Here is a 15883-nt window from a genome sequence, read left to right as displayed (position 1 = left end):
GGGACGGGGTTTTTTGTATGCCTTTTATACAAATTTGCTTGTATAGGAGGAACTAATATGCAGAAAGAACAAAAGAAAGAAACAACGGTTGAACGAGAAACAAGGATTCGTACATTATGGGCGCAAGAAGGGACCTTTGCCAAATCCGTAAGTAATCGTGCTGAACAGCAGCCCTTTGTATTTTATGAGGGACCCCCAACAGCGAATGGTTTACCACATGTTGGCCATGCATTTGGTAGAACCATAAAAGATGTGGTGGCACGTTACAAAACAATGCAGGGCTATTTAGTTGAACGAAAAGCAGGTTGGGATACACATGGGTTGCCTGTGGAATTAGGGGTAGAAAAGGCATTAGGAATCTCAGGAAAGCAGGAGATTGAGAACTATGGGGTGGAGCAATTTATTCAAGCATGTAAGAAGAGCGTTTTTACCTATGAGCAAAAATGGCGTACTTTTACAGAGCAGCTTGGCTACTGGCTTGACATGGATGATCCTTACCTAACATTAAGTAATGACTATATTGAATCTGTGTGGCATATTTTAAGCCATGTTCACAAGGAAAAACTGTTATACAAAGGACATCGCGTTTCACCTTATTGCCCTAGCTGTCAAACTTCCTTAAGCTCTCATGAGGTGGCACAGGGCTATAAGGATGTTAAGGATTTATCCGTTACTGCAATGTTTAAGCTAGAGGATCGAGACGAATATATCTTAGGCTGGACAACGACGCCTTGGACATTACCAGCCAATGTAGCCTTGGCTATGAATCCTGCTCTTCGCTATGTCCGTGTAAGGCATGCAAACAGCATCTATATACTAGCCAAATCGTTGGTATCAAAGGTTTTTTCAGAGCCTGTAGAAATATTAAGTGAGCATGACGGACAGGAGTTTGCAGGTGTTTCCTATCGATCACCATTTTCCTATGTAACCGTCGATAAAGGGCATATCATTGTCATGGCAGATTATGTGACAGAGCATAGTGGAACAGGAATTGTACACATAGCACCTGCTTATGGAGAGGACGATTATAAAACGGTGCAGCAACATGGCTTGTCCTTTGTCAATGTAGTTGATCTTAAAGGCTGTTATACAGAAGCGGTACCTGAGCTTGTTGGACGATTTGTGAAGGACTGTGATGTCGATATCATTAAAATGCTTGCAGCAAAAGAGCTTTTATTTGCTAAAGAAAAATATGAGCATAGCTATCCGCATTGCTGGCGCTGTGATTCACCATTATTGTACTATGCAACAGATAGCTGGTTTATCAAAATGTCGGCATTAAAAGAGCAGCTTTTACAAAATAATCAGCAGGTGACATGGTACCCTAGCCATATTAAGGAGGGACGATTTGGCAACTTCCTAGAAAACTTAGTGGATTGGAATATTAGTCGTAATCGTTATTGGGGAACACCACTCAATGTGTGGATTTGTCAGGATTGCAATCATGAGGAGGCACCTAACAGTGTTGCTGCGCTACAACAATTAGCCAAAGGAGCTGTCAATGAACAATTAGAGCTCCATAAGCCATTTATAGATGACATTGTCTGTACCTGTCCTGTTTGCCAAGGCGACATGAAACGTACGCCTGAAGTTATCGATGTTTGGTTTGACAGTGGCTCAATGCCATTTGCCCAACAGCATTATCCATTTGAAGATGTAGCGAACTTTCATCATCAGTTTCCAGCAGATGTGGTCATTGAGGGCATCGACCAAACGCGAGGATTTTTCTATAGCTTATTAGCAGTATCGACCTTGTTTACAGGAAAACCACCTTATAAAAATGTGCTATCGTTAGGGCATGTACTCGATGAGCATGGACAGAAGATGTCCAAAAGTAAAGGCAATGCATTAGAGCCTGTTGAGTTAATCGAGGAGTATGGAGCAGATGCTCTACGTTGGGCATTTTTAGTTGATAGCTCCCCATGGAATCCAAAGCGTTTTTCAAAGAAAGTTGTCTTAGATGCGAAATCTAAGCTGGTGGATACACTCGACAATACGTTTAAATTTTATGATATGTATGCCCAAATCGATAACTTTACGTATGATGCTACAAATACAGGTACACGTTCACAGCTAGATCATTGGATATTGTCCCGCTTACATCACACTATCTTGCTTGTCACAACCTCCATGGATGATTATCAATTTACACAGGCTACACGGGAAATTGGTCAATTAGTGGAAGAATTAAGCAACTGGTATATTCGTCGTTCACGTGCTAGATTTTGGGCAAATGGAATGACAGCAGATAAACGAGGTGCATTTAGCACACTTTACGAGGCACTGACATCCATTTGTCCATTAATAGCACCGTTTACACCATTTATAGCAGAGGATATCTACCGTCAACTATGTGGAAAAAGTGTTCATCTTGAGAAATACCCACTATTCGACGATCAACTAGTGGATGTGAGGCTTGAACAAGAAATGGCAACAGTCTTAACAGTTGTGGAACTTGGACGTAGCATTCGCAATAGTCAGGGAATAAAGGTCAAGCAGCCTTTAAGTGAACTCATTGTTGCCCTAAAAGGTGAACTGTCGGATTACCAAGCCTATAGCGAACTCATTCAGGATGAGTTAAACATCAAAGCTTGTAGATGGACACATGATTTTTCAGCCTATGAAAGCGTGCATTATAAGTTAAACTTTAAATCAGCTGGCGCGGCATTTGGTCCAAAGGTTCATCAAGTAAAAGAGTATGTGTTGGCATTAACAGATGAAGAGAAACAAAGGCTACAACACCATGGAACAGTGGATCTCATGATGGACGGTCAACAGCTAACATTATTAAGAGAACATGTAATAGCTGAATCAATCGTCAAGGACCATTATATTTTAGCGGAGGATAGCACTTGCCGTGTCTTGATGAATGTTCAACTTACAGAGAGCTTACTACAAGAAGGGCAAATACGAGAATTAATTCGTACAATACAAGATGCACGAAAAAAATGGCAGCTACCAGTGGCGCAATATGTATCGATTGCCTTTAATGGTAGTGCAGGGGTACTTTTCATGATTCAGCAGCACGAAGCGTTATTACAAGAAAATGTATTAGTTAAAGCTATTCATTATGGTGAGCAATGGCCTCATGCAAAATCCATTGAGACGTCATTGTTTAATGAAAAGCTCACTTTATTTGTTTCTCTATAAAAGAAAAGCTCAGGGTTACCTCCTGAGCTTTTTCTATGTACGTTAAAATAAGCCACTTGCCAGATAACATGCTGTTGCCCAAATAAAGACGGCGGAGCATTTATTAAATAGTTGCATCAATTTTCCAGAGCCGTCTAGTTTTTTGAACGAGGCGCCAGTCAAAGTGAGACCGAAAAACCATAGCCAGGAAATGAACACACAAGCAATAGTGAACATCATTTGCTCGGCTCCACTATATTTTAATGCGCTCGTACCAATAACACCGATTGTATCTAAAATAGCATGTGGATTTAGAAGTGACACCGAGAGGGCAAAGAGAATTTGTTTTTTAATAGGCAATGCTTCGCTATTTTCAGTGTTTGCTGGATTTGAACGCCAAATGCTATAGCCCATATAAAGTAAAAAAACGATACCAATAGCCATTAACGTGATACGCAGCCACTCAAACTGTAGAACAATTAATGACAGACCGAATACCGCAAGTAGAATAAGCAGTGTATCACAGATCGCAGCTGTCACACCTGCTGGCAAAGCACGTAATAAACTTGGTTGTGTAGCACCTTGTGAAAAAACAAAAACATTTTGTACGCCTAATGGCAAAATGAGTCCAAATGCTAAAATGATCCCATGAAGAAAAGCTTCCAATGACCATTCCTCCTTTCTTTACTTATTTTAGATATGGTATAACTAAAAGAAAACGACCAATTGGATGGTTTTTTACCCACCCAATTTTATTGCATGGAAGGAGAAGGAACATGAGCTGGCAGCCGAATAGAAGAAGTGATAATACATTACAGCAGCAGATTGTACAGTGGATAACAGCCAATGTGGAGCGAGGAGACTGGGCAGCAGGGACAAAACTACCTACCCAAAGACAGCTGGCCATGCAGTTCGATGTGAATCGAAGCACAGTTCAGCAGGCTTTGGAGGAATTAAAAGCAATGGGCATTCTTGAAGCAAAGGTAGGCTCTGGTGTTTATGTTACGCACAATTCCTGGCATGCATTAATCCAACAAACACAGCCGAATTGGCAAACTTATATCGAAACAAGCATCCACAAGCCAAACTACCACACCATCCAATTAATTAATGAATACGAACAGCGTGAGGATGTAATTCGTTTAGGAACGGGAGAGCTAGCACCCAGTTTGTTGCCTACCGAGGAAATAGAAGCTTCACTGCGAGAGCTATCCTTTCAACCCAAAACATTGGGCTACTCTTCGCCACAAGGCAATGATCAGCTTCGTAAAGCTATTTGTAAATATGTTCAAAAAAGAGGCATTCCTGCTGAACCTCAAAACGTCTGTATTGTTTCAGGTGCACTTCAGGCACTACAATTAATTGCTGTTGGCTTATTAGAGCAAGGGTCTATTGTGTTTCAGGAGCCAACCTCCTACTTAAATTCTGTTCACCCTTTTCAGTCGGTTGGCATGCAAATGATTAGCATTGAACGTGATGTACAGCTTGCTCAAACATTAGCGCAAAGGAAACGAAAGAAACAAGCCGTGTTTTATGCCATTCCTACTTTACATAATCCAACAGGTCATGTATGGACAACAAGAGAAAAAGAACAGCTATATGAAGCTTGTCAGGCATCACGGATTCCGATTGTAGAAGATGATGTTTATCATGAATTGCTTTTTGAAGAGGCATCACCGCCGCTTAAGGCCATGGATAATAGCGGACAAGTTCTTTATATTGGCAGCGTCTCTAAAACCTTAAGCCCAGGGCTACGCATTGGCTGGCTCATCGGTCCAACCACTGTCATTGAGCGATTAGCCGATATAAAAATGCAAACAGACTATGGCTCAAGTGCCATTTCTCAGGAAATTGTCCTACATTGGCTGCAATCAGGAAAATATGAAAAGCATCTCGCAGGATTACGTCAACAATTACAGGAGCGAGCCGATTTTACGGAACAGCTTTTAAAAGAGAAGTTTACAGATGTGGCGAATTGGAGCAAACCAAGGGGAGGCTTTTATATTTGGCTCAAGTTTCATGAGCCGCTTGTAGATAAAGAGTTCTTTATGAAGCTGTTGCAGCAGCAAGTATTAATCAACCCCGGCTATATCTACGATCCACAAGATCTTCATCATATTCGTCTATCCTACGCTTATGCAACCTATGAAGAATTACAGGAAGGTTTACAAATCCTACATGAATGTGCGGTGGAGGCTATTGGACGAAAGAGTAAGTAAGGACTTGCTCTGGAGTTAGGGAAACGATAGAAGGTTGCTCTAAATAGGTTGAGAAGTGAGGAACCCATTCCAAAATGGTTGAGATGTGATCAAAGAAGTAGGACCCCACTCCAAAATCAGTGAAAAGTGATCATATAGCAAGCTCCTCTCTCAATTAAGTATCCACACTTAGCCACCCAACCCACTGATAGAAAAGAAAGTGAATAATCCAAGCCTTGTATCCATACATTTTAGAAGAATAGAAGTATTTTATTTTGATTACGAACATAAAGAGGTGAACGATTGGAAAATTTGCCACCGGGTTATTTTCAGGTGCCTCAGCCTATTCGAGGTGATGGGGCTGGAGGGGTGGATAAGGGACCACGGGATATTATGAGGGACTTAGAAAATCCTGATATGCTAGTGCCACCAACGACTGATGCAGGTTTGATTCCAAATTTACGATTCTCGTTTTCAGACACGCATATGACCTTAAATCAAGGTGGGTGGTCGCGAGAAATTACGGTTCGTGAATTACCGATTGCTACGACTTTGGCGGGTGTGAATATGAGTTTGGCACCAGGGGGCGTACGTGAGCTGCACTGGCATCAACAGGCGGAGTGGTCTTATATGCTGCTTGGTCATGCTCGCATTACAGCTGTCGATCAAAATGGTTGTAACTTTATAGCGGATGTGGGACCCGGTGATTTATGGTATTTTCCACCTGGCATTCCTCATTCCATTCAAGGACTTGAGGATGGCTGTGAATTCCTATTAGTATTTGATGATGGGCATTTCTCCGATCTGAACACACTGTCAATTTCAGATTGGTTTGCTCATACGCCAAAAGAAGTGTTATCAGCGAATTTTGGGGTTCCTATCCATGCTTTCGATCACATCCCGAGTGAACAAATATATATTTATCAGGATCGAGTTCCGGGGCCAATTGATTCTCAGAAAGTGCCATCTCCTTATGGGGAGGTTCCCCAAACCTTTAAACATCGTCTGTTGGCACAGCCTCCATTAAAAACACCTGGAGGCAGTGTGCGCATTGTCGATTCGACTAATTTCCCAATCTCTAAAAATATCGCGGCTGCACTGGTGGAAATTGAGCCAGGGGCGATGCGAGAGTTGCATTGGCATCCAAACAACGATGAATGGCAATATTATCTGCAAGGAAAAGGCCGTATGACAGTTTTCACAGGAAATGGAACGGCTCGAACATTTGATTATCGGGCGGGAGATGTTGGCTATGTCCCATTTGCGACGGGGCATTATATTGAAAATACTGGAACAGAGCCATTATGGTTTTTAGAAATGTTTAAAAGTGATCGATTCCAGGATGTATCCTTAAATCAATGGATGGCGTTAACGCCGACAGAATTGGTGCAAAGTAAGTTGCAGGTTGGTCCTGAGTTGCTTGAGGCTCTCAGAAAAGAAAAATGGCCTGTAGTAAAATATCCTGGTTTTTCCTATTATCCAAAATAATCAAAGCAGGTGAGGAAGTTCTCACCTGCTTTTAGTTTAATATTGATATTTTTTGCGTGTCAGGAGCAAAATAGCGATGGCTGGTATTGTACAAATGAGCATGGCCGCGAAGGACAGACCTGGCGATATTTCGTATAAATAGCCACCTAAAAATGTAAGGATGGCCGTACTTAAGCCCATAGCTAATGCAGAGTATAAACCCTGTGCATTGGGGATTTGTTCCTTAGGTAGTGCTTTTGTTAAGTAGCGAATAAAGGCAAAATGGGCTAATGCAAAGGATAATGCGTGCAAGGTTTGAGAAGCGATAAATACCCAGACATTTGGGAACATAAAGATTAGTAACCAACGTAGGGAAGAGCCGCTCGCTGCTAAAAGTAATAAGGACGATGAGCGCCATTTCGTCAATAACGTATCAGCCTTCATAAAGTAAAGAATTTCACAAATAACAGCGATATTAATAATCATACCCATATAGAATGGATCAACCTGTAAATCTTCTAAATAAATATAACCGTAACTATAATAGGAGGCATGTGAACCCTGGAGCAAGATGACGATGAATAAAACAATCGGGAAGCCTTTGATAGTCCATAGTGTTTTCATCGACAATGATTTTGCACGCTGTTCTTTTGTTGGGACTACCAGCAATTCCTTTGGTGTTGCAAATTGCTGCATAAGTAACATGCCCATCAACCCTATAATCATGCTCCAAAAGATGATGTTCTTTCCAAAAACGCCTGTCAGCATACTAATAATTAAAACAGCGATGACAAAGCCAAATGAACCATAGGAACGGCTTTTACCATAATGAATATTGCCATACTGGACAAGCGTAGCTGCACTACTTTCCACAGCAGGTAATAGCGCTGGGTAAAAAACACTAAATAAAATGGTCACGATTAATAATGCAGTAAAGCCTGTGCTTGGAATATAGAGCAAGGCAGTTAGCAACGAGCCTATTGCTAAAATGGTAATGAGTCGTTTATTGTGTACATATTTTGCAAGTGCTGGGAAGAAGAAAAGGTTGGATGTGGCACGAGCTAGGAGCCCACAGCCCATCACTACACTTGCCTGCGAGACGGTTAGATGTTTCGCATCCACCAGCCAACCTGTCCAGTAGGGTAAGAAAATGCCCCAAGTGATAAAAAATGTAAAGAAATTCTGAGAAAGCCATCGTTGATTGTTCATATAATTTCCGTACCTCCATTAACTATGTTGAATAATAGCATGTTCATCGCTACAATAATGTGAGATATCTCATATTTTTTATAGGGGAGAGTAAAAAATGCATATTTTAACAGCTGAAGCCCGTACCCATTATCTTGAAAAATATCCGATTGATGATTTTTTCTCATTTGATATCAATCCCTATTTAGAAGTCCGCCAGTTTGACAAGGGGGAGTGGATCTTCCAGGAAGGCTCCTTTCCAGACACCGTGTATTACATGATAGAAGGAAAGGCGAAGCTCTATATGACACATAAAAATGGGAAGGTTTCACTTATTGAATACCTAGAAGCTCCTCTTTTTATGGGGGAAATTGAATTGTTAAATGAGGCTAGGTACACAAAGGGGATACAAACCGTCACCAAAACAATTTGCTATTCGATTACACAGTCATGTAAGGAGAAGTTACTTGCGGATGCTTTGTTTTTACGTAGACTTTGTGTATTTTTAGGGGAAAAAGCGACAAAAATGACATCTAAATATACACAAAATCAGGCCTATCCGCTGGAAAATCGCTTAGCAGCCTTTATCCAATTATCTGCCGACCAAGGTGTCTACAAGGAAAAACATACGGAAATCTGTGAGTATTTAGGAGTTTCTTATCGCCATTTATTATATGTTTTGGCACAGTTTTGTGAAGAGAAGATATTAGAAAAGCGGAAGACTGGCTACCAAATTATTGATAAAAAACGTCTCGCGCAGCTTGCACAGGAAATACTATGAAAATAACCATTCCATAAAGGTTGCCTATTTCAATTCTTTCACTGTGTTTACTATTGTTAGTTATGACAGCTAAGAAACACATTGCTTCAGACTGCTACGAGCAGTGCAGATCAGCTGAGGGAATTAATTCAATTTTATAAGTTATAAATTAAAAATGGATTTGACTTCTTTAAATGAAGTCAAATCCGTTTTTGTTGTATTCACTTTTTTTAATGAACCAGCGAGCGATATCCTTTCCACTATGGTAAAAGTCCACTTCATTTACCTTGTTTTTTTGGATGGAGAGGTCAGGGATGTTTTCTAAAACGTCAAAAGGTAAAACACCGATACATAAATGATTATTTGTTAGATAATCTCCTTGTTGCTTACTGCCACTTTGTATCGATTCACTATGCTTGTTCATTGAGTTTTGTGTCATATGGAATGCAAGTAGTTCTCCTTGTGCCAATGCTGTGCTTGATGAGTAACCAGTACTTTTCATTCAACATGCCCCCTTTTGTCGTTACATTTATTGTACAAGACTAGATGGGAAAATAGCCGTTATTTACAAGGCTTTTACAATAACTTTAAGGTACATGGAAGATTTAGTAATTTGTAACCGTATTCATACCGTTATGGGATATAAACCATAGAAAACTGATATAAATTCTTTTTAAAAAACTCATACTCAAACTATTGTGAATTTTTCTAACACGAAGTATTATTGTAATTAGATTTAACGTGAAAGTTTTCACAAAGTCGCGAAATCGTTAGGAGGAATTTTTAATGAGTGCAATTCGAGTAGGTATTGTAGGATATGGAAATTTAGGACGTGGTGTGGAGTATGCCATTTCACAAAATCCAGATATGGAATTAGTAGCAGTGTTCACACGACGTGATCCTTCAACAGTAAACGTAGCAAGCAATGCGAGCGTATATTTAGTAGATGACGCTGAAAAATTCCAAAACGACATTGATGTTATGATTTTATGTGGTGGTTCTGCAACAGATTTACCAGAGCAAGGTCCACATTTTGCACAATGGTTTAATACAATTGATAGCTTCGATACACATGCGAAAATTCCTGAATTTTTCGATGCTGTAGATGCAGCGGCACAAAAATCTGGTAAAGTATCTGTTATCTCAGTTGGTTGGGATCCAGGTCTATTCTCTTTAAATCGTCTACTTGGAGAATCAGTATTACCAGTTGGTACAACATATACATTCTGGGGCGATGGCCTAAGTCAAGGACATTCAGATGCTGTTCGTCGTATTGAAGGCGTAAAAAATGCTGTTCAATACACATTACCGATTAAAGAAGCGGTAGAACGAGTTCGTAACGGTGAAAACCCTGAACTAACAACACGTGAAAAACATGCACGTGAATGTTGGGTTGTATTAGAAGAAGGTGCAGATGCAACAAAGGTTGAACAAGAAATTGTCAAAATGCCTAACTATTTCGATGAATATGACACAACAGTGAACTTCATTTCTGAAGATGAATTTAAAGCAAATCATACTGGTATGCCACATGGTGGTTTTGTCATTCGCAGTGGTGACAGTGGTGCAAACGATAAACAAATTCTCGAATTCTCATTAAAACTGGACAGTAATCCAAACTTTACATCTAGCGTATTAGTGGCTTATGCACGTGCAGCACACCGTTTAAGTCAAGCGGGTGATAAAGGTGCGAAAACAGTATTTGATATCCCATTCAGCCTGCTTTCGCCAAAATCAGCTGCTGAATTACGTAAAGAATTACTATAAACGTAGCTAATGATCCCGATTATCATTGAGTTGATAATCGGGAATTTTTTTAAGCCTAATTTTTTGCTAAAATAGGTTGCTAATGAAACGATTCATCTACATGTTTAATGCCAAATTCTAAGACTGCTTGATCAATACAAATGGAGGCGTATTGTGTGGGAAGATGAAGTAATGCTTCCTTTATAGCAAGAATAGCTTTTCTAGTTGCCGCTGTTAAATTTTCTTTCATAAATGATACTAAGTCTTTGACATTGCCCCTTTTTGGCTATTGGAAAATAACCACATATCCATATTTCACTCAAGTTCCTCCGCTCGGTAAAGCAGTTTAAAATAATATCCATTAAAATCGGAACTCGTATAATCTCTATATTTAAAGGCGGTTCATTTAGCCAATTTCCTTCTAAATTTTAGTAATATAACAGAGTACAAAAATTAGGAAGAAAATACAAACTAAATTCTACTTCCATTCCTCAAACAAAAAATGGGGATAAAATCTATAAAAATACATAAAAAATATGGTAAACTGTCAATAATTTAATAATCTGAATTTTTGTAGAAATTTTTGTAACCTTACAAAATATGGAGGTTATGTTTATATGACAGCAGATATTGTTATTCAATCAAAATGTATGGCGCCCAATCCATCCACGCATTGCATTAATAGAGCAACACTAATGCGAACGCTAAAGAAAACTCGTCATCATTCTTGTACTTTTTTGCATAGCGGTGCAGGGTATGGTAAAACAACCATTCTAACTCAATTTCTTGCAACCGAATCAAGTACATTTTCTTGGTACAGTATTTCTGATGAAGATGATAATTTATTACCCTTTTTGAGACATCTCTTTTTTAGTATACAGCGCGTCGTACCGAAATTTGGTCATACATTTGATGGGTGGGATCAATTATCACGCTTTCCTAAAATGGATGAGCTCAATCGTTGGTATAAGCTATTTATCAATTGCCTCTGTGATATAGACGAGCCTCTTCTTATCGTGATTGACGACTTTCACCTAGTAGACCATGTTTTTCCTATTAATTATTTCATGGAAAAAATCATTGAATTTGCTCCACCTAGCATTCATTTTATTATTGCTTCAAGAACACTACCCAATTGGGATATTATGAGGAAATTAAGGCTGCAAAAAAGATGGCTGGTTATGAAAGAGGACGAACTAGCCTTTTCAGCTGAGGAAATTGCGGTGTTTTTTGAAGAATATGTAGATGTACATTTATCCGAGGCAGAAATAAAAAAGGTATTAGAGATCACTGAAGGCTGGGCCATTAGCCTCTCTTTATTGGCAGAGCAATGGCATCATGCTTCGTTAGATCATTGGCTGAGGATTCCCACAAATGAGCTATTCACATATTTATCAGAGGAAGTCTATAGTAGAATGACTGCTACTGAGCAGGAGACTATCTTAAAATTAGCGATTTTTCCTACTTTTTCTGCGGAGTTATTGGAAGCGTTTTATGGCACTGAGATTGCGCAAATGCTAAATGCATTAACTCAGCGTCATTTATTTATTCAACCTGTGACAACAGATGGCTTATATCGTTTTCATGCATTGTTTAGTCGATTTTTAGAAATGAAATGGCGACAGTTTCCAAGTCTACATGCGGATCTTCATAAACAAGCAGCAGTGTATTATGGAGAACTTCAAAATATTCAAGCTGTCCTGTATCATGCCTTTAAAACGAATGATCATCATTTTTGTGGAGAGCTACTACAGCTTCATGCAGCATCAATCGTACATGCTGGTCAATTTGAATGGTTGCTCGAAAAAATCAATCGATTTAGTGCACAGGAAAAAGATAAATTTTATAAATTATATTATTTTGAGGGTGAATGTCATCGCTACCGAGCTTACTATGAAAAAGCAAAACAATCCTATGAAAAATGTGCAATTATCGCACAGCAGCAGCGTGATCACCTATTTATGACAAAGTCTCAAGCTGGGATAGCCCATATTTACTTAGACACCATTCAACCTGCTATAGCAGAGCCATATCTTGAGAAAGCATTAGAGCTAGCGAAACATACACCATTGCGCAAAGAGGAACTACTAGAACTTCAACGGCAATATGCTGAAAATTTAGTGAATCTAGGGAAGGCTAAGGGTGCACAGCTCTTTATGGAGGACGTTGCATTGCCAGAGAATGTCATACAACGAGCGAATGTCGATGTGCGTGTTTTACTACGAACAGGACAACTACAGGAAGCCAATGAGTTATTAGCGCAGCGACTTGAATTACCGCCTCAGCTTGTTGCAACCCATCGCGAAAGTGAACTGCTGGCAGCTTTCGTTTATGCATTGTTAGGTCAGGGCAAAGAAGCCTGGTATGCTGCCCAACATGGCATTCGAAGAGGAATAAAAGAGAAGTCTATTTTCATAGAGGCGGTTGGCTATATCAGAAAGGCTCATGCCCTGCTGTTAATGGATTATCCAGATCATCAGGGGGCATGTCAAGCCTATGAAAAAGCATTGACCCTCATGAATGCCATTAATATTTCTCGTGTGAAGGCTGAGCCATATATGGGGTTAGCCATTGTCAAACATTCGTTAGGCGATATGGTAGCGGCGAAGAAATACTTAGCACTGGGCTTACAGGAAACGGAGCAAGTTCAAGATGCTTGGATGACTGCGCTTATTCTTTTAGCAGAAGTAAAAATCATCCTTACTGAGCAAGAAATGGGGAGAGCGAAGCAATTATTAAAGAAGACACAGCAACTATTTCAGGAGTGCGGTGATCGCAATGGCTTGATGCATGTGTTATTTTATCAATCAATGATTGCCCTGAAAGAGTGTAATAAGAAGCCGTTTCAACAGTATTTTCAACAGTTTGCACAACTATGTGTTTCAAATGGCTATGAATACTTCTTACAAAGACCAACGATACTTGGTCCGAGCAATCGAATGGTTTTTTACGAGCTATTGCAATTTAGTCAAAAATGCCAGATGGAGCATCCAGCTATCTTAGCATTGCAAAGTCATTTTCAGGTCGAGGATAGTATTAGTTATCCGCATGATGAAGTACAGATGAATCTTTTTGGAAGTTTACATGTAATTCGTACACAACGAAAGCTGGAAGACAAAGAATGGCAACGTGATAAATCGAAGGAATTATTCGTGTACCTCTACTGCCATCGCCATCGCTTTACACCAAAGGAAGAAATAGCACAGGCATTATGGCCCGAGCGTAGTGTCGAGTCCTTGGATCGAGACTTTAAGGTGGTCTTAAATACGTTACTCAAAGTGTTGGAGCCACAACGACATGCAAGACAAGAGAGCTTTTTCATTCAGCGGAAAAATAATATGTATCAGTTACAAAATATTGCTTTTCTCCAAATTGATGTTGAACGCTTTCACTATTATTACAGCTTAGGAATCGACGAATTTGATCCACAGCTGTCCAATGAGTGGCTCTTATTAGCGGAAGCGAGCTATACGGATGCGCTCTATGCGGAAAAAAAGCAAATCGACTGGCTAACGCAGGACCGTGAAAAGCTACAATTTTTATATATCGAAGTCTTGGAACGACTAGCACAAAATGCAACAAGGCAACAGCAATATAAAAAAGCCATTTTTTTCGCAGAAAAGATGCTACGCGAGGATGCACTCTGGGAAGAAGCGTATCGCCTGCTCATGTACAGCCACTACCAGCTCCATAATCGTTCTCTTGCCTTAAAATGGTATGAAAAATGTGTCCAGCAATTACAACAGGAGTTTAACACAACCCCGATGGAATCTACCATGACAGTCTATGACTTGATAATGGGTTAGCCAGTGTTGTTTAGGCTAAGTGAAGTGTATTGAACTGTTCCTAAGTAATATGAAAGTGCTCCTATTGAGGGGGGAGGCCAGCTCCTAAGAGTAGACAAAGCGCTCTAATTAAGGGTAGAGCCGCTCATAAACCATGTCAACTCGCTCCACAGTGTCGTAGTCTAATATAAACTAGAAAAAAATGTAACCTATTTGGAGGAACAACAATGCCATTTTGTCAGACAAATAAAGCGAAAATTTACTACGAAATAATTGGAACAGGGATACCTATCATCATGCTACATGGTTTTTCTCCTGATCATCGTTTGATGAAGGGCTGTATGGAGCCTGTATTTAAAGAACGTGAAGGGTGGAAACGTATTTATCTGGATCTTCCAGGAATGGGGAAGACAACAGACTATTCATCGATTCAGAACTCGGATGAAATGCTAGAAGCGATTATCGAATTGATACACACAATCATTCCACAAGAATCGTACTTGTTGGTTGGTGAATCTTATGGTGGCTATTTAGCGCGCGGTATTATGAGGAAATCAGTGGATCAACTTTTAGGTACTGCCTTTATTTGCCCTCTCATCATTCCTGAAAAAGAACAACGTACGGTGCCACCGCATTGTATTGTACAAGCAGACACCGCTTTTTTATCAACATTAAGTCAGCAGGAGCAAGATGATTTTATGGCTAATCAAGTTGTCTTAGATGCCTATAATTGGGAGCGTTATTCAACAGAGGTGTTGGCAGGGTGTAATCTAGCGGATCAGGCATTTTTAGAAAAAATTCAACAAAGCTACGGATTTTCCTTTGCCGTTGACGAAAAGTCCTTTGATAAGCCAAGTCTCTTTTTGCTGGGTAAACAAGATTCTGTGGTTGGCTATAAGGACGCGTTTTCACTTCTAGAGAAGTTTCCCAGAGCAAGCTTTGCCATTTTAGATAGAGCAGGCCACAATTTGCAGATCGAACAACCTAAATTGTTTACCGAGCTGATGAGTGAATGGTTGAATCGTGTAGAGGGAGCGATGGATTAAAGTGATACTTGCAAATGATAAATTATTTTTAAGAGAATTCAGGCAGCAAGACTGGGTTGATGTGCATAAATATGCCTCTCAGGAGGTTGTTAGTAGGTATCAAACATGGGGACCGAATTCAGAAGAGGATACAAAAGAATTCATTCAGGATGCTCTCGATGAAGCAACACAAACACCAAGGGAACGATATGTTTTTGCTATTATTCATCAAGAAACATTAATAGGTGCGGTAGAAATCATGATTAGGGATTTTGTAAATGAAGTCGGGGAAATTGGCTATATCGTGAACCCTGATTATTGGGGAAAGGGAATAGCAACGCAGAGTGCTAAATTGGTGATGACTTTCGGCTTTGAAACATTAAAGCTCCATCGTATTTATGCAACATGCGACCCTCGAAATATTGGATCATCCAAAGTATTAGAGAAAATAGGAATGTCAAAGGAAGGAATATTACGTGAAAACATGCTAATGCAAGATGGCGTTTGGCGAGATTCATTATTGTATAGTATGTTGAAACAAGAATGGTTATCATGAAGCGTACGATTAAAAGTCATCTTTATTTA

Annotated in this window: 11 protein-coding genes; 8 read left to right on the top strand and 3 right to left on the bottom strand. The window is 39.8% G+C overall.

Annotated elements, in window-relative coordinates; all coding sequences use genetic code 11:
- Positions 1-57: 57 nt before the first annotated feature.
- Positions 58-3150 carry an isoleucine--tRNA ligase gene (gene ileS, locus JIN86_RS00270; RefSeq protein ID WP_202340971.1) on the top strand — a complete coding sequence of 1031 codons (3093 nt, stop codon included), beginning with the start codon at positions 58-60 and terminating at the stop codon, positions 3148-3150.
- A gap of 42 nt (positions 3151-3192) precedes the next feature.
- Here ileS and JIN86_RS00265 read toward each other — a convergent pair whose 3' ends face one another.
- Positions 3193-3795, bottom strand: coding sequence for a LysE/ArgO family amino acid transporter (locus JIN86_RS00265; protein ID WP_202340970.1), 603 nt, complete (start codon positions 3793-3795; stop codon positions 3193-3195).
- 110 nt (positions 3796-3905) lie between these two features.
- Here JIN86_RS00265 and JIN86_RS00260 point away from each other — a divergent pair, with 110 nt between their 5' ends.
- Positions 3906-5348 (top strand): aminotransferase-like domain-containing protein, encoded by a 1443-nt coding sequence (locus JIN86_RS00260; protein ID WP_202340969.1) that lies wholly within the window; start codon positions 3906-3908, stop codon positions 5346-5348.
- A gap of 282 nt (positions 5349-5630) precedes the next feature.
- Entirely contained in the window at positions 5631-6815 is a 1185-nt protein-coding gene (locus tag JIN86_RS00255; protein WP_202340968.1) for an oxalate decarboxylase family bicupin, read from the top strand.
- A gap of 36 nt (positions 6816-6851) precedes the next feature.
- On the opposite strand, the gene JIN86_RS00250 is transcribed toward JIN86_RS00255, so the two are convergent.
- Positions 6852-8003 carry an MFS transporter gene (locus JIN86_RS00250; RefSeq protein ID WP_004227862.1) on the bottom strand — a complete coding sequence of 384 codons (1152 nt, stop codon included), beginning with the start codon at positions 8001-8003 and terminating at the stop codon, positions 6852-6854.
- 97 nt (positions 8004-8100) lie between these two features.
- Here JIN86_RS00250 and yeiL point away from each other — a divergent pair, with 97 nt between their 5' ends.
- On the top strand, positions 8101-8763 hold the full coding sequence (yeiL, locus tag JIN86_RS00245) for a transcriptional regulator YeiL (RefSeq protein ID WP_004227863.1): 663 nt from the start codon (positions 8101-8103) through the stop codon (positions 8761-8763).
- A gap of 169 nt (positions 8764-8932) precedes the next feature.
- Here the strand turns inward: yeiL and JIN86_RS00240 are convergent, their stop codons facing one another.
- Positions 8933-9244 (bottom strand): hypothetical protein, encoded by a 312-nt coding sequence (locus tag JIN86_RS00240; RefSeq protein ID WP_004227864.1) that lies wholly within the window; start codon positions 9242-9244, stop codon positions 8933-8935.
- A gap of 284 nt (positions 9245-9528) precedes the next feature.
- Here JIN86_RS00240 and JIN86_RS00235 point away from each other — a divergent pair, with 284 nt between their 5' ends.
- The 4 genes from JIN86_RS00235 to JIN86_RS00220 all read left to right on the top strand — a co-directional run bounded on the left by JIN86_RS00235 (position 9529) and on the right by JIN86_RS00220 (position 15854).
- Positions 9529-10509 (top strand): diaminopimelate dehydrogenase, encoded by a 981-nt coding sequence (locus JIN86_RS00235; protein ID WP_004227865.1) that lies wholly within the window; start codon positions 9529-9531, stop codon positions 10507-10509.
- 596 nt (positions 10510-11105) lie between these two features.
- The gene (locus JIN86_RS00230; protein WP_202340967.1) at positions 11106-14294 is read left to right on the top strand and encodes a winged helix-turn-helix domain-containing protein; all 3189 of its coding nucleotides are present in this window, start codon (positions 11106-11108) and stop codon (positions 14292-14294) included.
- A gap of 206 nt (positions 14295-14500) precedes the next feature.
- A complete protein-coding gene (locus JIN86_RS00225) occupies positions 14501-15319 on the top strand; it encodes an alpha/beta fold hydrolase (protein ID WP_202340966.1) in 819 nt (272 codons plus the stop codon).
- A gap of 1 nt (position 15320) precedes the next feature.
- Entirely contained in the window at positions 15321-15854 is a 534-nt protein-coding gene (locus JIN86_RS00220; protein ID WP_202340965.1) for a GNAT family N-acetyltransferase, read from the top strand.
- Positions 15855-15883 lie beyond the last annotated feature (29 nt).

The organism is Lysinibacillus sp. HST-98, from assembly GCF_016757845.1.
GTDB classification, from domain to species: domain Bacteria; phylum Bacillota; class Bacilli; order Bacillales_A; family Planococcaceae; genus Lysinibacillus; species Lysinibacillus capsici.
The sequence above is the reverse complement of the archived record's forward strand: the minus strand, read 5'-3'. Positions and strand labels throughout refer to the sequence as shown.